This is a genomic window from Gordonia sp. DT219 (assembly GCF_049847065.1).
In the GTDB taxonomy this organism is placed as follows: Bacteria; Actinomycetota; Actinomycetes; order Mycobacteriales; family Mycobacteriaceae; genus Gordonia.
Genome location: NZ_JBNCNR010000012.1, coordinates 1 through 25954 on the forward strand (window position 1 = coordinate 1; position 25954 = coordinate 25954).

Annotated in this window: 27 protein-coding genes and 1 tRNA gene; 26 read left to right on the top strand and 2 right to left on the bottom strand. The window is 67.0% G+C overall.

Annotated elements, in window-relative coordinates; translation table 11 throughout:
- Positions 1 to 160: 160 nt before the first annotated feature.
- The 18 genes from ACPXB3_RS14730 (at position 161) to ACPXB3_RS14815 (ending at position 18660) form a co-directional block, all read left to right on the top strand.
- Complete coding sequence (locus ACPXB3_RS14730) at positions 161 to 2185, top strand: HAD-IIA family hydrolase (RefSeq protein ID WP_425728144.1); 2025 nt, start codon at positions 161 to 163, stop codon at positions 2183 to 2185.
- A gap of 13 nt (positions 2186 to 2198) precedes the next feature.
- Positions 2199 to 2492: a hypothetical protein gene (locus ACPXB3_RS14735; protein ID WP_425702332.1), complete on the top strand. Its 294-nt coding sequence runs from the start codon at positions 2199 to 2201 to the stop codon at positions 2490 to 2492.
- A gap of 69 nt (positions 2493 to 2561) precedes the next feature.
- Positions 2562 to 3494 (top strand): TlyA family RNA methyltransferase, encoded by a 933-nt coding sequence (locus ACPXB3_RS14740; RefSeq protein WP_425702334.1) that lies wholly within the window; start codon positions 2562 to 2564, stop codon positions 3492 to 3494.
- 34 nt (positions 3495 to 3528) lie between these two features.
- Positions 3529 to 4614 carry an NAD kinase gene (locus tag ACPXB3_RS14745; protein ID WP_425702336.1) on the top strand — a complete coding sequence of 362 codons (1086 nt, stop codon included), beginning with the start codon at positions 3529 to 3531 and terminating at the stop codon, positions 4612 to 4614.
- A 2-nt stretch (positions 4615 to 4616) separates the two neighbouring features.
- Positions 4617 to 6365: a DNA repair protein RecN gene (recN, locus tag ACPXB3_RS14750; RefSeq protein ID WP_425728146.1), complete on the top strand. Its 1749-nt coding sequence runs from the start codon at positions 4617 to 4619 to the stop codon at positions 6363 to 6365.
- Between the two features lie 95 nt (positions 6366 to 6460).
- Positions 6461 to 7648 carry a putative cytokinetic ring protein SteA gene (steA, locus tag ACPXB3_RS14755; protein WP_425728148.1) on the top strand — a complete coding sequence of 396 codons (1188 nt, stop codon included), beginning with the start codon at positions 6461 to 6463 and terminating at the stop codon, positions 7646 to 7648.
- A 3-nt stretch (positions 7649 to 7651) separates the two neighbouring features.
- Positions 7652 to 8596, top strand: a complete 945-nt coding sequence (locus ACPXB3_RS14760) for a copper transporter (protein ID WP_425728150.1) — start codon at positions 7652 to 7654, stop codon at positions 8594 to 8596.
- Positions 8597 to 8740: 144 nt separating this feature from the next.
- Positions 8741 to 10543 (top strand): CTP synthase, encoded by a 1803-nt coding sequence (locus ACPXB3_RS14765; protein ID WP_425702342.1) that lies wholly within the window; start codon positions 8741 to 8743, stop codon positions 10541 to 10543.
- Complete coding sequence (locus ACPXB3_RS14770; RefSeq protein ID WP_425702344.1) at positions 10540 to 11193, top strand: NUDIX domain-containing protein; 654 nt, start codon at positions 10540 to 10542, stop codon at positions 11191 to 11193. Before ACPXB3_RS14765 ends, ACPXB3_RS14770 begins: the two co-directional genes overlap by 4 nt.
- Positions 11194 to 11267: 74 nt before the next feature.
- Positions 11268 to 12227: a site-specific tyrosine recombinase XerD gene (xerD, locus tag ACPXB3_RS14775; RefSeq protein WP_425702345.1), complete on the top strand. Its 960-nt coding sequence runs from the start codon at positions 11268 to 11270 to the stop codon at positions 12225 to 12227.
- Between the two features lie 121 nt (positions 12228 to 12348).
- The gene (locus ACPXB3_RS14780; protein ID WP_425702347.1) at positions 12349 to 13323 is read left to right on the top strand and encodes a ParA family protein; all 975 of its coding nucleotides are present in this window, start codon (positions 12349 to 12351) and stop codon (positions 13321 to 13323) included.
- The gene (locus ACPXB3_RS14785; RefSeq protein ID WP_425728152.1) at positions 13242 to 14225 is read left to right on the top strand and encodes a segregation and condensation protein A; all 984 of its coding nucleotides are present in this window, start codon (positions 13242 to 13244) and stop codon (positions 14223 to 14225) included. Before ACPXB3_RS14780 ends, ACPXB3_RS14785 begins: the two co-directional genes overlap by 82 nt.
- Complete coding sequence (gene scpB / locus ACPXB3_RS14790) at positions 14222 to 14965, top strand: SMC-Scp complex subunit ScpB (protein ID WP_425728154.1); 744 nt, start codon at positions 14222 to 14224, stop codon at positions 14963 to 14965. The genes ACPXB3_RS14785 and scpB overlap by 4 nt, the downstream gene beginning before the upstream one ends.
- Positions 14966 to 14968: 3 nt before the next feature.
- Positions 14969 to 16048, top strand: coding sequence for a pseudouridine synthase (locus tag ACPXB3_RS14795; protein WP_425702351.1), 1080 nt, complete (start codon positions 14969 to 14971; stop codon positions 16046 to 16048).
- Entirely contained in the window at positions 16045 to 16728 is a 684-nt protein-coding gene (gene cmk / locus ACPXB3_RS14800) for a (d)CMP kinase (RefSeq protein WP_425728156.1), read from the top strand. Before ACPXB3_RS14795 ends, cmk begins: the two co-directional genes overlap by 4 nt.
- A 5-nt stretch (positions 16729 to 16733) precedes the next feature.
- Positions 16734 to 18179: a ribosome biogenesis GTPase Der gene (der, locus tag ACPXB3_RS14805; protein WP_425728256.1), complete on the top strand. Its 1446-nt coding sequence runs from the start codon at positions 16734 to 16736 to the stop codon at positions 18177 to 18179.
- Positions 18180 to 18225: 46 nt separating this feature from the next.
- Positions 18226 to 18492, top strand: a complete 267-nt coding sequence (locus ACPXB3_RS14810; protein WP_425702354.1) for a GlsB/YeaQ/YmgE family stress response membrane protein — start codon at positions 18226 to 18228, stop codon at positions 18490 to 18492.
- Positions 18493 to 18586: 94 nt separating this feature from the next.
- Positions 18587 to 18660, top strand: a tRNA-Pro gene (locus tag ACPXB3_RS14815).
- A gap of 82 nt (positions 18661 to 18742) precedes the next feature.
- Here the strand turns inward: ACPXB3_RS14815 and ACPXB3_RS14820 are convergent.
- Positions 18743 to 19891 carry a tyrosine-type recombinase/integrase gene (locus tag ACPXB3_RS14820; protein ID WP_425728158.1) on the bottom strand — a complete coding sequence of 383 codons (1149 nt, stop codon included), beginning with the start codon at positions 19889 to 19891 and terminating at the stop codon, positions 18743 to 18745.
- Positions 19892 to 19894: 3 nt separating this feature from the next.
- Complete coding sequence (locus ACPXB3_RS14825) at positions 19895 to 20467, bottom strand: hypothetical protein (protein WP_425728160.1); 573 nt, start codon at positions 20465 to 20467, stop codon at positions 19895 to 19897.
- On the opposite strand from ACPXB3_RS14825, the gene ACPXB3_RS14830 reads away from it, so the two are divergent.
- From ACPXB3_RS14830 to ACPXB3_RS14865, 8 genes are all read left to right on the top strand, one after another.
- Entirely contained in the window at positions 20447 to 20782 is a 336-nt protein-coding gene (locus tag ACPXB3_RS14830) for a helix-turn-helix domain-containing protein (protein ID WP_425728162.1), read from the top strand. The genes ACPXB3_RS14825 and ACPXB3_RS14830 overlap by 21 nt on opposite strands.
- A gap of 285 nt (positions 20783 to 21067) precedes the next feature.
- Positions 21068 to 22135, top strand: a complete 1068-nt coding sequence (locus ACPXB3_RS14835; RefSeq protein WP_425728164.1) for an AAA family ATPase — start codon at positions 21068 to 21070, stop codon at positions 22133 to 22135.
- Positions 22136 to 22427: 292 nt separating this feature from the next.
- A complete protein-coding gene (locus ACPXB3_RS14840) occupies positions 22428 to 22703 on the top strand; it encodes a hypothetical protein (RefSeq protein ID WP_425728166.1) in 276 nt (91 codons plus the stop codon).
- Positions 22700 to 23188 carry a hypothetical protein gene (locus ACPXB3_RS14845; RefSeq protein WP_425728168.1) on the top strand — a complete coding sequence of 163 codons (489 nt, stop codon included), beginning with the start codon at positions 22700 to 22702 and terminating at the stop codon, positions 23186 to 23188. The genes ACPXB3_RS14840 and ACPXB3_RS14845 overlap by 4 nt, the downstream gene beginning before the upstream one ends.
- A gap of 248 nt (positions 23189 to 23436) precedes the next feature.
- Positions 23437 to 23865, top strand: coding sequence for a hypothetical protein (locus ACPXB3_RS14850; RefSeq protein ID WP_425728169.1), 429 nt, complete (start codon positions 23437 to 23439; stop codon positions 23863 to 23865).
- Positions 23862 to 24224 (top strand): P27 family phage terminase small subunit, encoded by a 363-nt coding sequence (locus tag ACPXB3_RS14855; protein WP_425728171.1) that lies wholly within the window; start codon positions 23862 to 23864, stop codon positions 24222 to 24224. Before ACPXB3_RS14850 ends, ACPXB3_RS14855 begins: the two co-directional genes overlap by 4 nt.
- Positions 24221 to 24499: a hypothetical protein gene (locus ACPXB3_RS14860; protein ID WP_425728173.1), complete on the top strand. Its 279-nt coding sequence runs from the start codon at positions 24221 to 24223 to the stop codon at positions 24497 to 24499. Before ACPXB3_RS14855 ends, ACPXB3_RS14860 begins: the two co-directional genes overlap by 4 nt.
- Positions 24500 to 24728: 229 nt before the next feature.
- A complete protein-coding gene (locus ACPXB3_RS14865) occupies positions 24729 to 25952 on the top strand; it encodes a phage major capsid protein (protein ID WP_425728175.1) in 1224 nt (407 codons plus the stop codon).
- Positions 25953 to 25954: the final 2 nt, after the last annotated feature.

The window sequence follows — 25954 nt, forward strand, 5'->3', positions numbered from 1 at the left end:
TGTGGGAGAGTAGGACACCGCCGAACAACACTTCACAGAAATGCCCCGCAACCAGCAGGTTGCGGGGCATTTCTGCGCTACGAGGATGGTTCCGAGCATGAGGGGTGCTTCCTTGGGGGTGAGTCGGCCGACAAGGCATCGAGGGCATAGATTGGCAACCATGAATGACCGTGACCGTGACCGTAGCCGCGGCCGCGGCCCGCAGCGTCCGGGCCGGCAGGATCGTGCGGGCCGTCCGCAGCAGGCGTCGGGCCGTCCGAATGCCGACGGACCGCCGGATCCGGCGTTGCCCGACGATGTAGCTGCATCAGACCTCGATCCCGATACCCGTCGCGATCTGCTCTCACTTGAGAAGGCCACTGCCGAACGAGTGGCACGGCATCTGGTGATGGTCGCCGAGCTGCTCTATGAGGATGCAGAACTGGCTCTCGCGCATGCTCGCGCGGCGCGTCGCCGGGCCGCACGTGTGGGCGTGGTGCGCGAGACGGCCGGTGTCGCCGCCTACAACGCGGGGGAATGGCAAGAGGCGATTTCTGAGCTCAGGGCAGCGCGCCGGATCACCGGCAGCTCGGCACTGTTGCCACTCATCGCCGATGCCGAACGCGGACTCGGGCGCCCCGAGCGCGCGATCGAGATCGCGCGCAGCGAGGAAGGGCGCGCGTTGCGCGACGATGAGGCCACCGAGATGCGCATCGTCGAAGCCGGCGCGCGACTGGACCTCGGCGAGCCCCAGAAGGCCCTGGTGACACTGCAGTTCGAGGATCTGCGGCCCGGACGTACCGGTACCGCGGCGGCGAGGCTCTTCTACGCCTATGCGTCGGCACTAGAGGCGGCCGGGCAACTCGATGATGCGATGACTTGGTTCATGAACGCGTCTGCGGCCGACACCGAAGATGCCACCGACGCCGAGTTCCGTCTGATGGAGATCTCGGTGGGCGAGTCCGAGCCCGGTGACGTCACGGCGACCGTCGAAGACTCCGGCACCGAAGCGCCCGCGCCCGCGCACCAAGTCCACGATGTGCCGGCCCAGGACTCCACAAGTGTCGAGACTTCCGCACCGTCCGTGGCGGACGCATCGGAGCGCACGGGCGAACAGAAACAGGCGCCGGCTGCCCGGGTTTCGCCACCGGCTGTCGTTGCTGATGATGCGCCCAGTGGAGGTGCGGCGTCGTCGTCCCTCGCGGCTGCCTATGACGCCTTGCTTCTCGATCTCGACGGCACGGTGTTCGCCGGGCACAGCCCGGTCCCCGGCGCGCCGGAAACGCTCGAATCTCTCCAGGTGCCCACGATCTTCGTGACCAACAACGCCAGCCGCCGTCCCGAGGCGGTGGCCGAGCACCTGACGTCGATGGGGTTTTCCGTGTCGCCGGAGCAGGTGGTGACGAGCGCGCAGTCGGCTGCCCGGCTGCTGTCCGAGCATCTGGAGCCGGGTTCGCGCGCGTTGGTCCTCGGTACCGAGGGACTTGCGCAGGAAGTGCGAGAGGTGGGCATTGCGGTGACACGTAGCGCCGACGACCGGCCGCTCGCCGTGATCCAGGGCTTCTCCCCGGATACGTCCTGGGAGAGTTTGTCCGAGGCGGCGCTGGCGATTCGCGCGGGCGCACTCTGGGTGGCCACGAACGTCGACGCAACGCTGCCCTCGGAACGGGGACTGGTCGTCGGGAACGGCTCGCTGGTCGCCGCGGTGGCGCATGCGACCGGACAAGAGCCCTTGGTCGCGGGGAAGCCGGCGGCTCCGCTGATGGCCGATGCGATCAAGCGCAGCGGTGCCGACACGCCACTGGTCGTCGGAGACCGCCTCGACACCGATATCCAAGGCGCACATTCGGTGGGTCTGGACAGTCTGCTGGTCCTCAGTGGGGTGAGCACTGCGTCGGATCTCCTCGGTGCGCCGCCCGAGCAGCGCCCGACCTATGTGTCGGGGGACCTGTCGGGTGTTCTCGAACCGGCCGGGCTGCTCCGTGCGGTCCCCAGTGATGACTGGCACTTCGAGCAGGCGGGCAACGCGTTGACGATATCGCCGGTCGCCGATCCGCCCGCCACGCTCAGCCTGCTCCCGGCGCTTGCCGCGTGCGTGTGGGCGTTGGCCGATGCCGAGGAGATCGATCTCACCGAGATGGTCGTCGATTCCGACGATCCGCAAACGCGCGTGGCGCTCGAGAGCTTCGGTCTGATCGGACAATGAAGGAGAGGCACGGATGACACCACCGATGTCGACGTCACCGCACGGTCCCGATCCCGCGCGCCCCGCGGGGCCGACACCGCAGATGATGCCTGGTGCGCGCTCCGACACCGAGCACCTCGACACCACCGATCCAGGGCTGGCCGAGTCGGTCGGTAGCCGGGTGCGCCAGCTCCTTGGCCAAGTCGATGAGATACGCGAGCAGGCCGGTGAGACAACCGATTTGGTGGCACTCGCGCGACAGTCCGAACTTCTCGAGCAAGCTCACGAGGTGCTGACCTCGGCCTTGTCCGACGTCGACCGCCGGTGAGTGCCGAGCCTGATGAGATATGAGCACGATCCGATGCAACCGTGGTGCGCGATTGTGAGGTGTGACTGAGTGGCCGCCCGTGCACGTCTCGATGCCGAGCTCGTGCGTCGCGGGCTCGCGCGATCACGCGAGCAGGCGCGCGAACTCGTCGAGCGCGGTGCAGTCAAGATCAACGGCACCGTCGCGACCAAGCCGGCGACGAACGTCGGGCGCGACACCCCGCTTGTCGTCATCGACGAAGAGCGTGACGACTGGGCCTCGCGCGGGGCGCACAAGTTGCTGGGGGCCTTGGAGGCCTTTGAGCCGCAGGGTCTGACGGTCGTCGGTAGGCGGTGTCTCGACGCCGGAGCGTCGACGGGTGGATTCACCGATGTCTTACTTCGCCGTGAAGCGCGCGAGGTGGTCGCGGTCGATGTCGGTTACGGACAGCTGATCTGGCGTCTGCAGAACGACGATCGCGTCGATATCCACGACCGGACCAACGTGCGGCACCTGACCGCAGCATCGATCGGTGGACCGGTGGACCTGATCGTCGCGGACCTGTCGTTCATCTCGCTGCCGTTGGTACTGCCCGCGTTCGTGGCCTGTTCCCGACCCGGCGCCGACATGGTGCCGATGGTCAAGCCGCAATTCGAGGTCGGCAAGGACCGGGTGGGTGCCGGCGGTGTGGTTCGTGACCCAGAGCTGCGCGTGGAGGCGGTCGCCAAGGTGGCAGCCCAGGCCGCCCGCCTGGGTTTGTCCACCCGTGCCGTCACGGCGAGCCCACTGCCGGGTCCGTCGGGAAATGTGGAGTATTTCCTCTGGCTTCAGCGGCCATTCGGCGCTATGCCGTTGCCGGACGATAGGGTCGGTAACCGAGACGGCCCGCATGCAGAGGGCGCGGTGCGTGTCGTCGATGAGGATCCCGCGCACGATGCCCCCGAGGGGGATGCTCCGGGTCGCGATGTCGACCCGGACACCATTCGGATGATCAGGCAGGCCGTCGACGACGGCCCGCGCTGAGTGTCCTCGCGTGTGGAGAACGAAAGGAGACCAGGTGGGCAATGCATCGGTCACGGGCTCGGGCAATACCGGCGATGGGCCGGAACCGGCCGGTGGGTCCGGCCCGGCTGGGCCCGGCTCGCACCGCGAGTTCCTGGTGGTGGCCCATACCGGCCGCGAGACCGTCACCAACACCATCACCGCCATCGCCCGCCATTGCGCCGAGGGTGGCGTTGCGTTGCGGGTGGTCGACCACGACACGCGCGTCGACCCCGACCGGGCCAGCGAGGCGCGCGCCTATCCGCAATCGGTGGTCGAGACCGGGCCGATTCCCCGGCCGCCCGATCGTAATCCGCTCGACCCCGACCATCTGCGGGAGCTCGGGGCGCGGGTGCAGGTCACCGCGGGAGAACCGGATTCCGCGGAGGGCTGCGAGATCGTCATCGTTCTCGGCGGTGACGGAACCTTCCTGCGTGCGGCCGAACTCGCCTATCCCGCCGGTGTCCCGGTACTCGGGATCAACCTGGGTCACATCGGGTTCCTCGCCGAGGGAGAGGCCAATCGCGTCGACCAGGTGATGCGTCAACTCATCAGGCGCGACTATCGCGTCGAGCATCGGATGACGCTCGACGTGTCGGTCCTCGATCCGGCCGATCCCGATGGGGCGCAGACCAGTTGGGCGCTCAACGAGGTCGCCATCCTCAATCGGACCAGCACCGGGGTCCTCGAGCTCATCACCGAGGTCGATGGACGGCCGGTGTCGGCATTCGGGGCCGATGGTGTTCTGGTGTCCACCCCGACCGGCTCGACCGCGTACGCGTTCTCCGCCGGCGGCCCGGTGATGTGGCCGGACCTGGAAGCGATTCTGGTGGTGCCCAGCAACGCCCATGCCCTGTTCGCGCGTCCCATGGTCACCAGTCCGCGGTCGCGGGTCGCCGTCGAGGTCGACAAACTGGGGCGATCCGGATTCGCGCTATGTGACGGGCGCCGACGTCTGGAGGTCCCCGCCGGGGCCCGGGTGGAGGTGGTGCGCAGCGACCGGTCGGTGCAGTGGGTCCGGATCGATTCGGACCCGTTCGCCGACCGGCTGGTGCGTAAATTCGATCTGCCGGTCACAGGCTGGCGGGGGAGGCAGACCTAGCCGTGCTCGAAGAACTGTCCATTTCCGGCCTCGGCGTCATAGACGGTGCGTCGGCGGGGTTCCCGCCCGGATTCACCGCACTCACCGGTGAGACCGGTGCAGGCAAGACGATGATCGTCACCAGCCTGCGGCTATTGGCCGGCGGGCGTGCCGATGCCGGGCGAGTGCGTTCGGGGAGCAGCAAGGCGACCGTCGAGGGGCGCTTTCGGGTCGCTGACCCCGAGGGCGCAGCGGTCGGTGACGTCGCCGACATCCTGGAGTCCACCGGGGCCGAACTCGACGACGACGGCACCGTCATCGCGATCCGTACCGTCAATGCCGATGGACGTTCCCGTGCGCACCTGGGCGGGCGGTCGGTTCCCGTCGGCGCGCTGGGCAAGTTGGTGAGCTCGGTGCTCACGGTGCACGGTCAGAACGATCAATTGCGCCTGTTGCGGCCCGACCATCAGCGTGGAGCGCTCGACACCTTCGCCGGCGCGCGGGCGCAGAAAGCGCTGACCGCCTACCGTGCCGCCCGGAGCGAATGGGTCGCATCGCTCGACGAACTCGATGAACTCCGTGCGAACTCCCGAGGCCTCGCGCAGGAAGCCGATCGTCTGCGGTTCGGTATCGACGAGATCGTGGCGGTCGACCCACAGGCCGGCGAAGACGATCAACTCGCCGAGACGATTCGGCGGCTCACCGACCTCGAGTCCATCCGGTCGGCGGCCGCCGGGTCGCACGAGATCGTGGCGGGTGAGTCGGAGTCGGTGGTCGAGCGGCTCGGCCAGGTGCGAACGCTGCTCGAGACCGCAGCCGACGATGAGCTGAAGCGTCTGGCCGGGCGCGTCGGGGAGGCACTCACCGTCGTCACCGACATCGGCGACGAACTGACCTCCTACCTCTCGACGCTGCCGCCCGATGCCAACTCACTCGACCAACTGCTGACCCGCCAGGCCGAGTTGAAGACCTTGGTGCGCAAGTACGCACCAGACATCGACGGCGTGATCGAGTGGCGGGTCCGCGCCGAGGCGCGGCTGAGCCAGATCCACGACCCGCAGGGCAGCATCGACGAGCTGCAACGGCGGGCCACCGAAGCCGCCGGCGCCGTATCGGCAGCAGCGACGACACTCCACGGCATCCGGGTCAAGGCCGCCACGACGATGGGCACGAAGGTGTCCAGGGAACTCGCCGGACTGGCCATGGGGGACTCGACGCTCACCGTCGAGGTCGGTCTCGAAGCCGCCGATGGTGATGACCGCCTCGCCATCGAGATCGGCGGTCACCGCACCCACGCCGGCACCGACGGGGCCGACCGGGTCGAATTCGCCCTCGTACCGCACAAGGGGTCGCGCCCGCTGCCCATTGCCACGTCGGCGTCTGGTGGCGAACTGTCGCGCGTCATGCTCGCCCTGGAAGTGGTTCTGGCGGAACCGACCTCGGGCTCGGTCATGGTCTTCGACGAGGTCGACGCCGGTGTCGGTGGCCGCGCCGCGGTCGAGATCGGGCGTCGTCTGGCCCGGTTGGCGCGCGCCCATCAGGTCATCGTCGTCACGCACCTTCCGCAGGTCGCCGCATTCGCCGACAATCACCTCGTCATCGGAAAGAGCTCCGGAAAGGGCGCCGCGCAGACCAGCACGGTGCGCGCACTCGACCGGGCCGAGCGTGTCGCCGAACTCGCCCGCATGCTGGCGGGCCTCGGTGAATCCGACACCGGCAAGGCACACGCCGAAGAACTGCTGACTACTGCAGAGGCAGAAGGAGACTCCTGATACCGTCGATGCCCTTGATGCTTGTGTGACAAAAGTTGCCACTGTTGCGGCGCGCCTCCCGAAGTTCGGGCACGGTGCGGTCAATCATGGCGGTCATGAAGATGCCTGCACTGCTCGCGCGTACGACCGAAGAACTGCCTGGCGTCATTGGGATCGCCAGAATCGACAAGAACACCAAGCGGCTCCTCGAACGCGTGGGGCCCGGCGACATCGCAATCCTCGATGAGGTCGACCTGGATCGGGTGACGGCCGACGCGCTCGTGGAGGCGAACGTCGTCGCCGTGGTCAACGCCTCGCGCTCGATCAGTGGCCGCTACCCCAATCTGGGGCCCGAGGTGCTCGTCGCCTCGGGGATCGTCCTGCTCGACGAAGTGGGTTCCGAGGTCTTCAAGCGGGTCAAGGACGGCGCCAAACTTCGGGTGCACGACGACCGCCTGATGGTCGGTGAGCGGCGTCTGGCGCGAGGCACCACGCTCGAGGAGCACGACATCGCCGGCATGATGATCGATGCGAAGACCGGACTCGTCGATCACCTGGAAGCATTCTCGGGCAACACGATCGAGTTCATTCGCAGTGAGTCGCCGTTGCTCATCGACGGTGTCGGTGTGCCAGATGTGGATGTGTCGCTGGCCGGCAAACATGTCGTGGTGGTCGCCGACGGTCCCGACCGCGGAACCGAACTGCGTGCGCTCAAGCCGTTCATCAAGGAATATTCACCCGTACTGGTCGGCGTGGGGGCCGGCGCCGACACGCTGGTCAAGGCCGGCTACAAGCCCGCGATCGTCGTCGGTGATCCCGACGAGATGAAGGCGGCCACACTCCGGTGTGGCGCGCAGATCGTGTTGCCCGCCGATACCGACGGCCACGCGTCCGGGCTCGAACGCATCCAGGATCTCGGTATCGGTGCGACCACTTTTCCCGCTGCTGGTACCGCGGCCGATCTGGCGTTGCTGCTCACCGACTTTCACGGTGCCGATCTCATCGTCACGGCAGGCTACGGCGGGTCGCTCGACGACTTCTTCGACCGGTCGCGTCGTGAATCCACCCCGTCGACATTTCTCACCCGCTTGAAGGTCGGGCCCAAGCTTGTCGACGCCAAGGCGGTGGCGACGCTCTACCGCAGCCGGGTGTCGGGCGCGGCCATCGCCTGCGTCGTCCTGGCTGCACTGGTCGCGGCCATTGCCGCGGTGATGTTGTCGAACGCCGGTCCCGAGGTCGCCGATTGGATTGTCGCCCAATGGAATCAGCTATTCCAATGGGTGCAGGGAGTTTGGAACAGGTAGAGCATGATTTCACTTCGCCAGCACGCCATCTCGCTGGTGGCGGTGTTCCTGGCCCTCGCGCTGGGCTTGTTCCTCGGCTCGGGTTTCGTCGGCGACCGCGTCAATTCCCTGACCGGAACAAGCCGTGATCGGGTGGGGGATCTGGAGCAGCAGCGAGATGAACTCAACGCCCAGGTCAATGCCGCCTCCGGTTTCGATGCGGCCATCGCGCCCCGGATCATGGCCGATCGGCTCAAGGGGCACTCCGTCCTGGTGGTGACGCTGCCCAACGCCGCCGACTCCGACGTCGACTCGGCGAAGGAGGCGCTCTCGACTGCCGGCGCGACCTTCGGCGGCCAGCTCGGCCTCACCGACAAGCTGGTGCGTGACGACAACGCCGAACAGGTGCGCACGATCGTGGACCAGACGATCCCACCGGGCGCCACCCTGCGCGCGGAGCTGACCGACTCCGGGTCGCGCGTCGGTGATCTGCTGGGAACCCTGCTGCTGCACCGGAGCAACCAGCCGGCCGCGGCGGCATCGGACAGCCAGACCGGCCTGCAGACGTTGCGAGACGGGGGCTTCCTCACGTACGCCGACAACGCCATCCGTCCGGCCGATCTGGTGTTGTTCGTCTCCGGCGACGCGCTCAGTGAGAATGCGGGCGCCCAAGGCCAACTGACCGCGCGACTGACGGCGGCGATGGCGGCCCGTGCACAGGGCGGGGCGCTCGTGGGTCGCAGCGGGTCGGCGACCGGGGGCTCACCGATCGCCGTGGTGCGTTCGGATCCCGCGCTGCGCAATGCGGTCTCGACGGTCGACAACATCGACCAGCAGACCGGTCTCATCACCACGATCCTGGCGCTCGGCGAGGAGACACAGGGGCGCTCCGGCTCGTACGGTACCGGCGCCGGAGCCACGGCGATCACTGTCGGGGCGCAGCCCGCGCCCGCCCGGACGCCGTCCTGATCGCCGGAAAAGTGGCCGACGCGACACTGCCGCGACACCGGTCTGCGGTGTCGCGGCAGGCAGATCGCAGCTGTGGTGTTACCCTGGAGTCCCGTAGGTGAGCAGGCTTTTGAGGGCCTGATCCGGCCGACGGGAGAGACGCTTTTGCGACCATTGCGCGTTCATACGGGCACCAAACATATTTTCGTGACCGGCGGAGTCGCCTCGTCACTCGGAAAGGGCCTGACCGCCTCGAGCCTCGGTCAGCTGCTTACCGCCCGCGGTCTGCGGGTGACCATGCAGAAGCTCGATCCATATCTCAACGTGGACCCCGGGACGATGAACCCGTTCCAACACGGCGAGGTGTTCGTCACCGAAGACGGTGCCGAGACAGATCTCGACGTCGGGCACTACGAGCGTTTCCTCGATCGGAATCTGTCGCAATCGGCGAATGTGACGACCGGACAGGTGTATTCGAGCGTCATCGCCAAGGAGCGCCGCGGCGAGTACCTCGGGGAGACAGTGCAGGTGATCCCGCACATCACCGACGAACTCAAGTCCCGGGTGCTCGCGATGCGCGAGCCCGGTGACGACGGCGAGGCACCCGATGTGGTGATCACCGAGATCGGTGGCACCGTCGGCGACATCGAATCGTTGCCGTTCATCGAGGCCGCCAGGCAGATCCGGCATGACGTCGGCCGCGACAACGTGTTTTTCCTGCACGTGTCGTTGGTGCCGTATCTGGCGCCGTCCGGTGAGCTCAAGACCAAGCCGACCCAGCATTCGGTGTCTGCGCTGCGCAGCGTCGGTATTCAGCCCGACGCGCTCATCCTTCGTTGCGACCGAGATGTCCCGGAGGGGCTCAAGAAGAAGATCGCACTGATGTGCGACGTCGACATCGAGGGCGTGATCTCGACGCCGGACGCCCCGTCGATCTACGACATCCCCAAGGTGCTGCACAGCGAGCAACTCGACGCGTACGTCGTGCGCAAGCTCGGCCTGCCGTTCCGGGACGTCGATTGGACCGAGTGGGGTGAGCTGCTCAACCGGGTCCACGAGCCGCGCGAGACCGTGCGAATCGCGTTGGTGGGTAAGTATGTGGATCTGCCCGATGCATACCTGTCGGTGACCGAGGCGATCCGGGCGGGCGGTTTCGCCTGGCGGGCTCGTACCGAGATCAAGTGGGTGCCATCGGATGAGTGTGCGACCCCCGCGGGTGCTCAGACAGTGCTCGGCGACGTCGACGGCGTGCTCATCCCCGGCGGATTCGGCATTCGCGGGATCGAGGGGAAGGTCGGCGCGATCGCGTATGCGCGGCGCCGCGGTATCCCATTGCTCGGTCTGTGTCTCGGCTTGCAGTGCATCGTCATCGAGGCCGCGCGTTCGGTCGGGCTGGCGGAGGCGAGCTCCGATGAATTCGATCCCGGCACACCGCATCCGGTGATCTCCACGATGGCCGACCAGTACGAGGCGGTCGCCGGGGAGGCCGATCTCGGCGGCACGATGCGTCTCGGTGCATATCCGGCGACACTCAGGGACGGGTCGGTGGTGGCGAAGGCCTACGGCACCACGCAGGTGTCCGAACGCCACCGTCACCGCTACGAGGTGAACAACTCCTACCGCGACAAGATCGCCGAGTCCGGGTTGGTCTTCTCCGGGACATCTCCCGACGGCCACCTGGTCGAGTTCGTGGAGTATCCGGCAGAGGTTCATCCGTTCCTGGTGGCCACTCAGGCACACCCCGAGCTGAAGAGCCGGCCGACCCGGCCACACCCGCTCTTCCGGGCCTTCATCGATGCGGCGCTGAAGTACAAGGCGGCCGAACGTCTTCCGGTCGATCTGGGCGAGTACGACGCCGCCACCGCCGACGAGGGCGGCGGCGATGGGGCCAGTGCCGAGAAGACCACGGCCGACGAAGCCACGATCGCCACGGCCGGGATCGCCGACGCAGCAGGTGGACGAGAGTGACCGGCACCTCTTCGCACGGCTCCGGAACCCACGATTTCGAGGTGCGTGGGTCGCACACCGTGTACGAGGGTGCGATCCTCGCATTGCGGGTGGACGAGGTCGCGATGCCCGGTGGACGCGTCGCCGAGCGCGAGGTCGTCGAACATTTCGGCGCGGTCGCCATGGTGGCGCGCGACGACGAGGGCCGGATCGCGATGGTGCGTCAGTACCGGCACCCGCTCGGTCGTCGGCTGCTCGAACTGCCCGCGGGATTGCTCGATCAGGGCGGAGAGTCGCCGGTCGATGCGGCGCGACGCGAGCTGGCCGAGGAGGCGGATCTGTCCGCCGACCGCTGGCGGCTACTGGTGGACCTCGCGTCGTCTCCGGGATTCACCGACGAGGCCTTACGCGTCTACCTCGCCGAGGGGCTGCACGCGGTGCATGCCGGCGAGCGCAGCGACGAAGAGGCCGACATGACGATCGAGTGGGTGCCGACGGCCGACGCACTGCGAAAAGTGTTCGCCGGCGACATCGTGAACGCGACCAGTGTCGCCGGGATCCTGGCGATCGTGGCGGCCGATCTGGGGGAGGTCGAGCTGCGGGCGGTCGACGTCGCGTGGCGCGACGAGCCTACGGCGCTGCGTCAACGTAAAGGCGCGCCGTCGACGTAAAGGCGCGGTGCGAACGTAACGACGCGGTGCGAACGTAACGACGCTTCGTGAATGCTGCAGGCGCTTCATGGACCATGCGGGATACGCGGGTGAGGAGGTCGGGAGTGGGCGAGCGATTGGGCATCGATGCTGCGATCACCCGATACCTCGATCACCTGACCGTCGAGCGCGGGGTGGCCGCCAACACACTCGCGTCCTACGGGCGTGACCTCCACCGTTACCAGCGGTACCTGCACGATCGCCGGATCGAGGAACTCGCGGAGGTATCCGAGGCCGACGTCCGCGAATTCCTGGTGACGTTGCGGCGTGGTGATGAACAGACGGGCGTGCGAGGGTTGGCCGATAGCTCGGTGGCCCGAACCTTGGTGGCCACCAGAGGGTTTCACAAGTTCGCCGCTGCCGAGGGCTTGGTCGCCGAAGACGTCGCACATACGGTGCGGCCACCGAGCCCGGCCCGACGCCTGCCGAAGGCGCTACCGGTGGCGGACGTGGTGCGCATCCTGGACGCGTCGGGCGCGCCGGATCATCCGCGTGCGCTCCGGGACCGGGCGCTGCTGGAGTTGCTCTACAGCTGTGGGGCTCGAATCTCGGAGGCGACGGGGCTCGACGTCGACGATGTCGACACCGAGATCCGCGCGGTTCGGTTGCGTGGCAAAGGCGGCAAGGAACGTATCGTCCCCGTTGGTGGGCCTGCGATAGACGCGCTCGAGGCATATCTGGTGCGCGGACGGCCGACCCTTGTGAGTCGCGCCACCGCAGCGCTGTTTCTCAATGCGCGCGGTGGGCGGCTGACCCGTCAGGGAGCGTGGCAGGTGCTGGCGTCGGCGGCGCAGCGTGCCGGTCTGGACACCGCGGTGTCGCCGCATACGCTGCGGCACAGCTTCGCCACGCATCTGCTCGAAGGCGGGGCCGACGTCCGCGTGGTGCAGGAGTTGCTGGGGCACGCGTCGGTGACGACGACGCAGGTGTACACCTTGGTGACGGTGAACACGATGCGCGAGGTGTATGCGACCGCGCACCCGCGGGCACACTGACGGCCGGATCCACGATCTGCGGCGGTGCTCCATGGGATCGTCGTGGTGACCTACTAGTCTTTGAGGGACGTCCGGGCAGAGTTCGGCCGGGCGGAGACGACAGAAAGGGGGCGGCGCAGCGGTGAGCATCTCGAGCACCCGGCGACCCGGCGCCCATTTCGACGACCAGCAGTACCGTCTCGAGGTCGCCGGCGCACCGGAAATCGACGAGACCGAATACCGTGCCGGGCCGGCGCCCACCCCGGCCGATGACGAGATCGGTCCCACCGGCCGTCCCTATCGGCCGGTGCCGGAGCCCACCGAGCTGGATCGACACGGACCGGCGACAGTCATTGCCGTCTGCAACCAGAAGGGCGGCGTCGGCAAGACCACATCGACGATCAATCTGGGTGCGGCGCTGGCGGAATATGGACGTCGGGTGTTGTTGGTCGACCTCGATCCGCAGGGTGCGTTGTCGGCCGGGCTGGGCGTCCCGCATCACGAACTCGAAGACACCGTGTACAACCTGCTCGTGCCGCCGCACGCACCGACCGATGAGGTGCTGATGCGTACGCGGGTCGACGGACTGGACCTGTTGCCCAGCAACATCGACCTCTCGGCCGCGGAGATCCAGTTGGTGACCGAGGTGGGTCGCGAACACGCGCTCGGGCGGGCATTGCACCCCATCCTCGATCGCTACGACATCGTGCTCATCGACTGTCAACCGTCTTTGGGATTGCTGACCGTCAACGCCTTGGCGTGCGCCGACACGGTGCTGATCCCGATGGAATGTGAATACTTCAGTCTCCGTGGCCTCGCCCTGCTGAACGATACGATCGAGAAAGTGCACGATCGACTGAACGTCCGCCTGGATGTCGGCGGCATCCTGGTCACCATGTTCGACGCGCGGACCCTGCATTCGCGGGAGGTGATGGAGCGCGTCGTGGAAGTGTTCGGCGACAAAGTGTATGACACGGTGATCGCCCGCACCGTCCGGTTCCCCGAGACAACCGTCGCCGGGGAGCCGATCACCTCATGGGCGCCGAAGTCTGCTGGGGCGCAGGCTTATCGGGCACTAGCCCGCGAAGTAATCGCGCGCAACGTCAAGCAGGCATGAGCGAATCGACCGAGCTCGACGAGGCCGAAGCCACGCAGGCTGACGGCACAGCGCAGGTTGATGACATAGCGCGGGTTGACGACACAGCGCAGGTTGATGACACAGCGCGTGAGGCCGGTTTCCGGGTCCGCCTGACCAATTTCGAGGGCCCCTTCGATCTGTTGCTCAATCTGATCAATCAGCACCGCCTGGACGTGACCGAGGTGGCGCTGCACGAGGTCACCGACGACTTCATCGCCTACACCCGCGAGATGGGTCCGGAGCTGGGACTGGAACAGACCACCGAGTTCCTGGTGGTCGCCGCAACTCTGCTGGACCTGAAGGCCGCGCGACTGTTGCCGGCCGGCGAGGTGGACGACCCGGAGGATCTCGCACTCCTGGAAGCCCGCGATCTGCTGTTCGCGCGACTGTTGCAATACCGAGCCTACAAACAGGTGGCGGCTCTGTTCGGCGAATTGGAAGCTGCTGCGCTGCAGCGTTATCCGCGCGCAGTGGCGCTGGAGGACCGATACGCCGGTCTGCTCCCCGAAGTGACGTTGGGCGTCGACCCGGCCCGTTTCGCCGAGATCGCGGCAGCGGCTCTGCGCCCGCGCCCGGTGCCGACGATCGGGCTCGACCATCTGCACGACGTGCATGAGGTGTCGGTTCCCGCGCAGGCGCAGCGGATGGCCGGGTTGCTGGCTCTCAGCGTGCCCGACGAGGGCCTGACCTTCGGTCAGTTGGTTGCCGACTGCGCCAATCCGCTGGAGGTGGTCGGCAGCTTCCTCGCGCTGCTCGATCTGTTCCGGGAGCGCGCCATCGCCTTCTCGCAGCCCGAGGCACTGGGAGATCTGCGGGTGCTGTGGTCGGGCGAACGCGACGTGAACGAGCTGAGCTTCGACAAGGCGGAGGACTACAGATGACGGACACGACCATTCCCGAAGATCCCGACGAGGGCGCATCGGAGCCGGATCGTGCGGAGGGTATCGAGGTTGCCGAGTACACCCTCGACGACGTCGAGCTCCGCTCTGCGCTCGAGGCTCTGCTGCTGGTCGTCGATGCGCCGGTGACCTCGGACGAGCTGGCCAACGCTGTCGGCACGGATGTGCCGCGGGTGCGGGTGGCACTTGAGGAGATGGCAGCAGAACTGACTGCGCGACGCAGCGGTATCGACCTGCGATTTGTCGGTGACGGCTGGCGCTACTACACGCGCGCGGACTACGCGCCGTACGTCGAACGTCTTTTGCTCGATGGCACGCGCTCGAAGCTCACCCGCGCGGCGTTGGAAACGCTGGCCGTGATCGCCTACCGGCAGCCGGTCTCGCGGGCCCGGATCAGTGCGATCCGCGGTGTCAACGTCGACGGGGTGATCCGCACGCTCGTCGCCCGCGGACTCCTCAACGAGGTGGGTACGGACCCGCAGACCACGGCCACCACATACGGCACCACCGAGTTGTTTCTCGAACGGCTCGGGCTCGCCTCGCTGGCGGAACTGCCCGACCTCGCGCCCCTGCTGCCCGATGTCGACCTCATCGATGGCCTCGACGAGGAGTTGAACTCTGATCCCCGATTCGCCAAACTCGCGGGTAAACCGGCAAACTCAGAGGAGGCGTCCGACGGTCAATCGCCGTTCGGAGGCGACGACCTCGAGGATCAGGACTGAAATATGGCAACCGCTGGCCGGGATGGCACACCGGGACGACGCAAGACGGCCAAGAACCACACGGCCCGAAATCACACGGATAAGAGCGCTGCAGGCCGGAATTCCGCCGCGAAGAACGCCGCTGGGGGCGGCAAGCCGGTCGGCGGCAAAGGCGCTGGTAAGCCCACCGGGAAGAAGACCGGCACCGGCTCGGTGCCGCCGCACGCGCAACCGCACGCCAAGAAGAAGCATCGTAAGGGCAGTTCAAAGCCCGACGTGGACGCGGGGCGTATCCGTCTCAACAACGCGCGTCCGGCGCGGCATCAGGCACCGTCGTCGGATGACGGTGACCACGGCGCGACCTACGTTGCCGACGGTGTCCGACTGCAAAAGGTCCTCGCGCAAGCGGGTGTCGCATCGCGGCGCGGCGCCGAGGAACTCATCGCGGCCGCACGTGTGGAGGTCGACGGCGAGATCGTCACCGAACAGGGCATGCGTATCAATCCCGACTCGGCGGTCATCCGGGTCGACGGGGCCCGGGTCATCATCGACGAGACCCGGCAGTATCTGGCATTGAACAAGCCGAAGGGCTGGCAGTCGACGATGTCCGACGACCAGGGTCGTCCGTGCATCGGTGACATCGTCGCCGAACGGGTCATGTCGGGGCAGCGCCTGTTCCATGTCGGACGGCTCGACGCCGACACCGAAGGCTTGCTGCTGCTCACAAACGACGGAGAACTCGCACATCGCCTCATGCACCCGTCTTATGAGGTGCCAAAGACCTACTTGGCGTGGTTGCGGGGAGAAGTGCCCCGCTCATTGGTGCGGACACTGCGATCCGGCGTGGAGCTCGACGACGGGCCGGTCGCCGTCGACGGCTTCACCATCAATGGCGTCCACGAGGGGGAATCGCAGGTCCGGATCACCTTGCACGAAGGACGAAATCGGATTGTGCGACGGATGATGGAAGCCGTCGGCTTCCCGGTGCAGGCGCTGGTGCGCACCCACATCGGTACCGTGGCGCTCGGCGATCAGCGACCCGGCAGTCTCCGTGTTCTCGGCCGCGACGAGGTCGGGTCGCTCTACAAGGCGGTGGGACTGTGAGCAGCGGAGTGATCGCCATCGATGGTCCTGCGGGCACCGGAAAGTCGAGTGTCTCGAAGCTCTTGGCGCACAAGATCAGTGCGCACTACCTCGACACCGGGGCGATGTACCGGGCCGCGGCGCTCGCGGTGCTGCGCGCCGGTGTGGACCCGGCCGAGGCCGACGCGGTTGCCGCGGTGGTCGCGTCCGCGGATATCAGGTTGGTGCCCGGCGCGAACGGATCGTCGAGGGTCTACCTGGACGGCGAGGACGTGAGCGGCATGATTCGGACCGATGAGGTCACCGATGCGGTGTCTCCCGTGTCGGCGGTACCAGCGGTACGCGCAAAGCTTGTTGCACTCCAACGGCGCCAGGCGGAAGCCGAGTTGCTCGTCGTCGAGGGACGCGATATCGGGACCGTGGTGTTCCCGGATGCGTTGATCAAGATCTTCCTCACCGCGTCGCCCGAAGCCCGGGCCGAGCGGCGGCATCGACAAAACCTGGCGGCCGGGCGGCCCAGCGACAACGCCGAGGTGCTTGCCGCGGTGAATCGGCGCGACCATCTCGACTCGACCCGTGCGGTATCGCCGTTGCGGCCGGCCGACGACGCGATCACGGTGGACACCAGTGACATGACCTTGGATCAGGTTCTCGACCATCTGGCCGACCTGGTCCGTACCCGGATCGGAGTTGCCTCGTGAGTGATATGTCCGACGCCACCGACGGCACCGCCGACATCACCGCGTTGCCCGGCGACGGTTTGTGGAGTGATGAAGCGGAATGGAACCTCGATGAGTTCGGTGACGCATTGGAGCCCGGTGAGGTCGAGCGGGTGCCCGAGGTGGCCATCGTCGGCCGACCGAACGTCGGCAAGTCGACATTGGTGAACCGTGTCCTGGGCCGGCGTGAAGCCGTCGTCGAAGACATCCCCGGGGTGACCCGGGACCGTGTCTCGTACGCCGCTTCCTGGTCGGGCCGACGATTCAACGTCGTCGACACCGGCGGCTGGGAGCCCGACGCCAAGGGGCTGCAGCAGGCGGTCGCGGCTCAGGCCGAACAGGCGATGCGGACCGCCGACGTCATCGTTCTGGTCGTCGATGCCACCGTGGGCGCCACGACCACCGACGAAGCGGTGGCACGGACACTGCGGCGATCGAAGACACCGGTCATCCTGGTGGCCAACAAGATAGACAGCGAAAAGCAAGAGGCCGAGGCCGCGTCGCTGTGGTCGTTGGGACTCGGCGAGCCACAACCGGTGTCGGCGGCGCATGGACGCGGCGCCGGTGACCTGCTCGACGTCATCCTCGACCGGTTGCCGCAAACCCCGCGCGAAGACGCCCCGCGGATCGGCGGTCCACGCCGTGTCGCGCTCGTCGGCAAACCCAACGTCGGCAAGAGCTCCCTGCTCAACAAGCTGGCCGGTTCCCAACGTTCGGTGGTCGACAACGTCGCCGGCACCACCGTCGACCCGGTCGACGAACTCATCGAACTCGATGGCCGCACATGGCAATTCGTCGACACTGCCGGATTGCGTCGCAAAGTCCGCACGGCCAGTGGCCACGAGTACTACGCGTCGTTGCGCACCCGCTCGGCGCTCGACGCCGCCGAGGTGGCGATCCTGCTCATCGACGCTTCCGAGCCGGTCACCGAACAGGACCTGCGGGTGCTGTCGATGGTGATCGAATCGGGGCGGTCGCTGGTGATCGCGTTCAACAAGTGGGATCTGGTCGACGAGGATCGCCGCTACCAGCTCGACAAGGAGATCGACCGCGATCTCGCGCGCGTGCCGTGGGCGGGCCGCGTGAACGTCTCGGCGATGACAGGCCGGGCCGTCCAGAAGCTGGTGCCCGCGCTGGAGAGCGCCCTACAGTCCTGGGACAAGCGGATCTCCACCGGGCCACTGAACAATTGGCTCAAAGACGTCATCGCGGCCAACCCGCCGCCGCTGCGCGGGGGTCGGCAACCGCGCGTGATGTTCGCCACCCAGGCGGCTGTCCGGCCACCGACATTCGTGCTGTTCACCACCGGGTTCCTGGAAGCCGGGTACAGGCGCTTCCTGGAGCGCCGGCTGCGTGAGGAGTTCAATTTCAACGGCTCGCCCGTCCGGATCAACGTGCGGGTGCGTGATAAGCGGGAGCGTCGCAAACGCTGACGAGGCGCCGGGACCCGCGCGGTGGCCTCTGTGAGATACTCCTGTCGTGCTCATCTTGGCAATCATCGTTTTCGGCATGGTCATCGGCGCTCTCGCCCAGCTCATCATCGGCGGCAAGAACATGTGGAACATCGACTGGGGACTCGCGATCGTCGCCGGCCTGGTGGGGTCCTTCGTCGGCGGCCTGCTGATCAGCTTGCTCTCCGGCGACGGAATCTCGTTCCGCCCCAGCGGGATCATCGGGTCGCTGGTCGGCGCGCTGGTCGTCACCGGCGGCTGGGTCTGGTACAAGAAGCGCTCGACCGTGTCCTGATCGCAGGGCGCTGACCAGGCGATTGGCATGCGGAGCCAGTGGTCGGCTAATCTCATCTACGCCTTGATGACGCGAAGGTCGTCGATCAGGGCAACGGGCTGTGGCGCAGTTTGGTAGCGCACTTGACTGGGGGTCAAGTGGTCGCAGGTTCAAATCCTGTCAGCCCGACGCAGGTCAGAGGTCCTTTCGGTTTCGCCGGGAGGGCCTCTCGCATACGAGGTGACGCCAGTTCTGACGCCAGTTCCTCGGGTCACAGCCCTAGCGCTTTCGATAGTCCGGAGATCGCCGAGCGGGCCGTTTGGTCGGTCGTGTGCCCGTAGATGTCGCCGGTGATCGCGATGGACGAATGGCCGAGCAAGTCGGCCACCGCCTTGATGTGTACGCCGGACTCAAGCCATGCCACCGCTGCGGAATGTCGAAGCGTGTGGACTCCCACGTCGTCCGGTAGGCCCGCAGACTTCGCTGCGGACTCGACAACGCGCAGCAGGTTCCGCGGGTCCACCACGGTTCCGAGCTCGGTAGTGAACACACGCCCGGTATTAACCCAGTGCTCGCCTGCGCGGAGGCGCTCGGCGTTCTGCGTGGTGCGGTGTGCTCTGAGCATCGCCACCAACTCGATGCTCAGCGGCACCGTCCGTCGGGAACGGTCGGTCTTGGGGGCAGCGACCACCAACCTGCCGCCAACGCGTGACACCGTGCCACGGACGCGCAGAAGGCCCTCGGTGAGGTCGAGGTCGTCCCAGCCCAGCGCGCATGCCTCCCCGCGCCGGAGGCCGGTCCCGGCCACCAGAACGATCGCCCGGTGATAACGCGACGCCTCGGTTGCCCGTAGCAGTGCGGTTAGGTCGGTTGCGCTGATGTGGACCGCCTCTTGTCGCTCGACCCGTGGACGCTGCACACGCGTCGCCGGATTCGTCGCCAGTAGACCGTCGCGCACGGCGGTGTCGAGCGCCTGACGCAGGACCGCGTAGACGGAGCGCCGCGACGATGCTGCCAGCTTCTGATCGTCTCGCAGGTATACGAGGAGCGTCTCGATGTCGTTTGGGCGTAGCCGGTCGAGTGTGATTGTGGACATCGGGCCTTGTTCGAGATGTTTCCTCGACAGGCTGGTGTAGAGGGCCTTCGTCGTAGCCGCACGGTCGGACACTTCGAGTGCGCTCGTACGCCACGTGTTGAGCCACTCGGCGACGGTTACTTTCGCATCGTGCGCGGGCTGTCCCACCTCGATACGTTTGCGCGCCGCGGCCAGCTTTGTGCGCGCTTCTTTCGCTGTCTTGCCGTAGACCGAGATGCGTTTGCGCTCACCGGTGACCGGATCCTCGTAAGCGACTCGACCATGCCAGCGCCCGTCCGCGCGATGGGTGATAGTCCCTTCACCGTTTGCTCGTCGAGTTCCCATGTTTCACGCCTTCTTTCGCCCAGGCTCGGTGTCGGGTAGCAGATTTCCGCCATGTTTAGGGCGACACAGCTGGACGTACCTCGCCGCTGTGCGTTCAGAGACGCCGAATCGGCGGCGGATCTGCTGGATCGGTCGGTCGTTGATGTTTGCCCGATAGATCTGGGCGACCTCGGCGAGGAGTTCCGGCGTCACGGAGCGTCGTCGGCCTCGACGGGCCCGTTCGATGTCCCGTCGGGCCGTGCGGCCGCTGTTGATTGCTTCGTCAACGTCATCGGACGTGGTGTGGAAACTCATCGCGACGGCCTCCGTGATCAGATCGTCGAGTGGGATTCGCAAGTGTGCCAACAGGATCTCCCCATCGTCGTCGGGGGAGTGGAGCTCCAAATCGGTGCAGACCGGAATACCACGGCGCACTCTGATCCGGAACGAGGTATGCGGGCGCGATTCCGATTCCGGATGGAACACGAAGATCTCCGACGGAACCGCCCGATCGCCGACGAAAGGGAGGAATGCGCCCGCGGCGTCGAAGGATGCCATCCATCCATCGGTGAGAGCATGAACTTCCTCGCGCAGCACGTGACCTCCTTGCACCATGCCAGTAAAAATCCACCTAATGACAGGGACTGGCAGGGGCCAATTTACGCCAACCCTGTCATTATTGTCTACGTACGAACAGATACGGACACGCAGGAGGCCGCCGTGACACGCTCCCTTTACTCGATAGATGAGACCGCCGAGCAACTCGGCGGCATCTCGCGGACCACGGTCTACGAGTTGGTCAGCGCTGGCGAGCTGACAAAAGTCAAGCTAGGGCGCAGAGGCCTCGTGACTGCGGAATCCATTGCGGCCTATGTGGATCGCTTGAAGTTCGCCGCTGGGGACGCGCGATGACCGCCGCTCTGCTGCTCGCCGACGCGGTGCTGCTGGGTCTGTCCGCTCATGCCGTGTTCTGTGCATTGCGTGACCGTCGGCGGGCCGACGCATGACGAGGCGCGACTATTTGGTGGACGTGCCCGACCAGTTGTGGGGCCGATGACGGCGCCAACGGCCGCCGACGATGCGACGCAGCAGCGAGTCGAGGCGGTTCGTCAGGCGCTTCTCACGCTGCGCAACGAGGGCTTTGTGGTCGACGAGACCGTTCTCAATCCGAACGGCCGTCCGGTGCATTCGCGTGACATGACCGAGGCGTTGCGTAACGAGCGGGTCCGGCGCGCTGTGCGTCGAATTGTCGACGAGGAGGCGAACGCGCCCGCGCTCGACCAGATCCCCGGCGCGATGCTGCTATCGACGCTGCTGGCGCAGCCGGATGCGCCGGTGAGCTATCGGCTGGATCGCTTGTGGCCGGCCGGGGGGCGGGTGCTTCTGTACGCCCAGCGGAAGGCCGGCAAGACGACGCTACGCAACGAGCTCGTCCGCGCGCTGGCCGACGACGAGCCTTTTCTCGGCCAGTTCGGGGTCCAGACGTTCGAGGGCACGATCGGCGTCATCGATACCGAGATGGCCCCGGCGCAGACGAGAAAATGGATGCGTGACACCGGCATCCGCCATCCCGAGGCTGTCGCCGTCTGGAATATGCGCGGGAACCTCGGCGCACTCAACATCTTCGATGATGCGGCGCGTTCGCGCTGGGCGCACGTCCTGCAAGAAGCCGGGGTGCGGGTATTGATCCTGGACTGCGTTCGGCCGGTGCTCGACGCGTTCGGCCTCGACGAGAACCGCGACCTCGGCCGGTTCTGTGTCGCGTTCGACGCCTTGCTCGCCGAGGCTGGCATCACAGAAGGTTGCGCCATTCATCACGCCGGGCACGACGGCACGCGACCACGCGGCGACACGCGCCTCATCGACTGGGCCGATGCGGTGTGGCGCTTGAGCGCTGAGAAGGTCGACGACCCGTTCGCGGTGAGGATGTTCTCGGCGTTCGGGCGCGACGTTGCCGAGCCCGAACGTCGAGTCGAGTTCGATGCTGCGAGCCGGCGACCGACGCTCGGCGCGACGAGGCGTGAACGCGCGCTCACGCTCGCGTGCGACCTCGTGCTCGAAACGGTCCGCGAATCAGCCGACGATCTCAGCGGCCGACAACTTGAATCGTCGGCCGCGAAGCTCGCAGACGAGCGCGGTGTCGAGGTGACACGGACCGCGCTGCGGGAGGCGATCGCGCACCTCGAGGTGACAGGAATGCTGCACAAGGAACACGGTTCGCGGCGCGCTTTTAGTTACCGGATCGCCGCCGAGGACGGCTCGTGATGAGCGCCCGAAATGTCGGTTTGAGTGCGCCGCGCACTGGGCAATTTTCGGGGTGGGCACGGCGCACTCGATTCGATTCGAGTGCGCCACGATGGTCCGCGCACTCGAGCCCGGCATCTGTGCAGGTACCGAGCAGTTTCGACAGGAAAAAAGTTGAGTGCGCCGCAGTGCGCGGCCAGTGCGCGGGCGCACTGGTGAGTCCAGTGCGCCAGTGTGCCGCGCCTATATATATAGGCGCGCACTGCGCACACACGGCACGCTCGCACAGCAGCAACATGGGAAGGAGACGGCCGTGACGTGGACGACGACCGGAGTTGCGGCACGGTTGGGAGACGAACCGCTGTGGGCGCAGTGCCGCACAGGATCCGGAGGAGCGAAGCTGTTCCCGGCCGAAGGTTGGCTAGTCCAGACCAACGGCGCCGGACGGACGCGGGTCGTCCTTGGCTACCGTGACGGCGAGGCGCTCGTGTCGTCGGATTCACTGCGCGGCTACGTTTCGACGATCGCCGAAGATGTTCTGGTGGTCACCGCGCGTGCATGGGCTCTCGGCAACGAGGTATCCGAGTGAACGCGCCGGCCTGGCCTGCCATGAGCCGTTCGCCGGTCTTCTTGCACCAGGACGCGCGAGAGAGCCGCGACGACGGCGCGGCCGACCCTGAACTCCATCACCGGCGCGCGGCCGATTGGTACGGCCTCGAGCGCGTGTGGGCGCCGCCTTGTCTACGTCGCGTCGTGGTCGGCACGCGGCACAGGGTGACGCGCACGTGTGACGGATGCTGTTATGACGGCGAGGTCGAGCTGTTCGCCGGGCCGACTTGGGATCACCCGCGCTTGTGGAATCATGCGGCGCTCGGTCGTGTGCTGACGCTTGAGCCCTATCAAGTCGACGGGGAGCAGTTGCACGCGCTCGAGCGCCGCGCTACCGCGCTCGGCGCCTCGGTCATCGTGTCCGCGCGCCCGTCGATGTATTGGCCCGGCGCAACGACGCTGATCTGCGTCGTAGACGAACACGCGCCCGCCGAGGCGTGTCTATGGCCGCCGGGACGGCGATAGCCCGTGTGCGTGGCAGCCAGGCCACCGCAATACGCAATACCCGCGTGGTCCTACACCACGACGCGCACGTATCGCCGCGAAAACAGCGACCCCCATACACCGGCCCCGACATCGATACCCCCCGCACCGAGCCCGTGATGGCAGGGGGGTGGGTGGCATCTCTCGCGCCGGTCACGCGGAGACCGCTCTGCCGGGGCAACGTGCGCCGCATGTCCAGAAAAGCCGTTTTGACACCCAAGGAGGACCGAATGATTGACGAGACACCGCTGAGTAGGCGTGAACAGTGGAGATTCGCGAGGATTCGCGAGCTCGATGACAATTTCGACCCCGACCGGGCCGCTCGCCGGGCGCGGGTCGCGCTGTTGTTCGAGCTGGAGTACCGGCAGCATCTCGACGGCGCGGTTCCGTTCCCCCGCGCGCTCGCCGCGGCGCTGCTGAACGTTCGCGAGCGCTCGCTGGTGATCTGTCAGCGTCCGGCCACCGGCGGCCGGGCCTACGCCGACGGTCTCCAGGATCCGCGCGGCTACCTGCTCGACGACCCGCAGCGACTGCTCGACCGCGCCGGCTTCGATCCGGCCGCACCGTGGACACCGGCGCACCGCCCGTACCTTTTCGGGGTCGACGAACGCGCCGACGAGGCACTCGACGCGAGCGCCATCTACGGGGGTGACGAGTGAAGCCGCCGCGCGGTGCGTCGACCGCGCTGCGCAAGGCCTGGCGGGCCAAGATGATTGAGCTCGAGGCGCTCGGTCTCGAGCGCCTCGCCGACCCGCTGGTCGTCGAGCAGTGGTGCCGGTGGCGGGTGATCGCCGACGAGGCGTTCGCCGACATCGCGGCGCGCGGGCACATCGTCGATGGCAGTCGACCGAACACGCGGGTGAAGAATCCATCGGTGTCGACGCTGTCTCAGGCGACCGCCGAGATGTCGCGCCTCGACAAGCAACTCGGCACATTCCGGCCGCAGGACCGCAAGGCCAAGCAACGGCGCCTCCGCGTCGTCGACCCGGCCGGCTATCTCAACGGGGGTGCGTCGTGAGCGCCGACACTGTCCGCATCCGCCTCCGCGCCCTCGAACGCGCCCTCGACGCCGGCGACGTCGCGCGCATCGCGGTGCTAGCGGCCCGGCTCAACGACGTCGTGATCGACCTCGACGACGATTCCGGCCTCGGCTTGGCTGTCGCCGAGCTGGGCCTGCGCGCGGAGTTGTGGGCCGCTGGTCTCGCTACCGACCTCGACATCGGCAACGCACGCCGCGCCCTCGACCTCTGCCGCCGCGCGCGGATGAGCGATGGCGCACAGACGCCCTATTGAGACAATCTCCGGTACAATCGAGATGTTCGGCAGCGCCGCACCGTGCGATAGGGCACCGTCCCGCGCAGCGCCGACACTCTGGTTCCGTCGAGGTCGCGACGACCACGCGACCTCGACGAGGCCGCACCGCCCGAGGTCGCGGGCGATTCTGCCGCGCAGGTCACGCGGCCATTCTCCCATTTCTCAAAGACGTTGCAGTGCAACGATCTTCACTCGATTGGAGTGTCTCATGTCCAAGTATTCCGAAGAAATCGCGGGTCTCGCCGCCCAAGCGCCCACCGCACGCGTCGCCACCAGGGCGAAGGCCGTTGCCCGTGAAATCGCCGCCGACCTGCGGGCACTCGATGCGTCGACGCTGTCGCCGTCGCTGAAGTCGAAGTCGGTCGGCGAGTTCGACGCTGACGTTGCCGCGCTGGCCGCCATCCAGGACGCGCACTCCCAGATGCCCAAATCGCCGCTACGAGGCGGCCTCGGCGCGTCCGCGTACTACGGCGGCGACGCGCTGACCCCGCAGACCAAGTCGGTGCCGACGGTCTCGTTCGCCGAGAGCGACCTGCGTGCGATGCACGCCGCGGTGACCAACCGCGCGGCCTACGCCATCCGTCAGAAGGGGTACAGCTCGGTGGCCGGCGACATTCCCCCGGCATTCGCGCCCAGCGTCCTCGGCGTCAACGTCCACGCCCCGCGGCTGATCGACAAGCTGCCCAGTGAGTCGATCCAGGCGCCGGTCTATGAGTACCTGCGCCACACCGGTACCACCGGCGGCCCCGGTGTGGTCGCCGAGGGCGCCGCGAAGCCGGAGTCGACGGCAGTCGTCGACACGGTCACCGCCGAGGTCGTCAAACTCGCGACGCACGCCGGGATCTCGTGGGAGACGCTGCGCGACTTCAGCGCGTTCGAGTCCTATTGGCAGAACGAGCTGATCGAGCAGGTCTACGACCTCGAGGCGGCGCAGATCCTCACCGGTAGCGGCACCTCGGGCAACCTGACGGGTCTGCTGTCGACCTCGGGCATCCTCACCCACGCCGTCGACACCGCGCACAGCGAAAGCAACCTCGACGCCGTCGAGTTGTCGATCGCGACCATGCGCGCGGCCACTGCGAAGGCCGATGCCAACCTGCTGGTCCTGCATCCGCTGGACTGGTCGATCCTGCGGCGGTCGAAGGCCACCGGGACCGGCAACTACTTCGTCGCGCCCGACCCGACCAGCGACGAGGCGAACTCCCTGTGGGGCGTCGAGGTGTTCACCACCACCAGCCTCACCCAGGGCACCGGTGTCCTCCTCGACACCACGAAGTTCGGCCGTGTGCTCGTCCGCGACGGCATCACCGTGCAGACCGGCACGAGTAACGACGACTTCGTGAAGAACATCGTTCGGTTCGTCATCGAGACGCGGATCGGGCTCGCCGTCGAGCGGCCGACCGCGATCCTCAAGATCACCGGCATCGCCTGAGA

Coding starts and splice junctions, on each gene's coding strand:
- ACPXB3_RS14785 (WP_425728152.1), top strand. CDS start 13,242: ATGGGCGCCGAAGTCTGCTGGGGCGCAGGCTTATCGGGCACTAGCCCG.
- ACPXB3_RS14735 (WP_425702332.1), top strand. CDS start 2,199: ATGACACCACCGATGTCGACGTCACCGCACGGTCCCGATCCCGCGCGC.
- der (WP_425728256.1), top strand. CDS start 16,734: ATGTCCGACGCCACCGACGGCACCGCCGACATCACCGCGTTGCCCGGC.
- scpB (WP_425728154.1), top strand. CDS start 14,222: ATGACGGACACGACCATTCCCGAAGATCCCGACGAGGGCGCATCGGAG.
- ACPXB3_RS14820 (WP_425728158.1), bottom strand. CDS start 19,891: ATGGGAACTCGACGAGCAAACGGTGAAGGGACTATCACCCATCGCGCG.
- xerD (WP_425702345.1), top strand. CDS start 11,268: ATGCGGGATACGCGGGTGAGGAGGTCGGGAGTGGGCGAGCGATTGGGC.
- ACPXB3_RS14835 (WP_425728164.1), top strand. CDS start 21,068: ATGACCGAGGCGTTGCGTAACGAGCGGGTCCGGCGCGCTGTGCGTCGA.
- ACPXB3_RS14730 (WP_425728144.1), top strand. CDS start 161: ATGAATGACCGTGACCGTGACCGTAGCCGCGGCCGCGGCCCGCAGCGT.
- ACPXB3_RS14760 (WP_425728150.1), top strand. CDS start 7,652: ATGATTTCACTTCGCCAGCACGCCATCTCGCTGGTGGCGGTGTTCCTG.
- ACPXB3_RS14850 (WP_425728169.1), top strand. CDS start 23,437: ATGATTGACGAGACACCGCTGAGTAGGCGTGAACAGTGGAGATTCGCG.
- steA (WP_425728148.1), top strand. CDS start 6,461: ATGAAGATGCCTGCACTGCTCGCGCGTACGACCGAAGAACTGCCTGGC.
- ACPXB3_RS14795 (WP_425702351.1), top strand. CDS start 14,969: ATGGCAACCGCTGGCCGGGATGGCACACCGGGACGACGCAAGACGGCC.
- ACPXB3_RS14830 (WP_425728162.1), top strand. CDS start 20,447: ATGAACTTCCTCGCGCAGCACGTGACCTCCTTGCACCATGCCAGTAAA.
- ACPXB3_RS14865 (WP_425728175.1), top strand. CDS start 24,729: ATGTCCAAGTATTCCGAAGAAATCGCGGGTCTCGCCGCCCAAGCGCCC.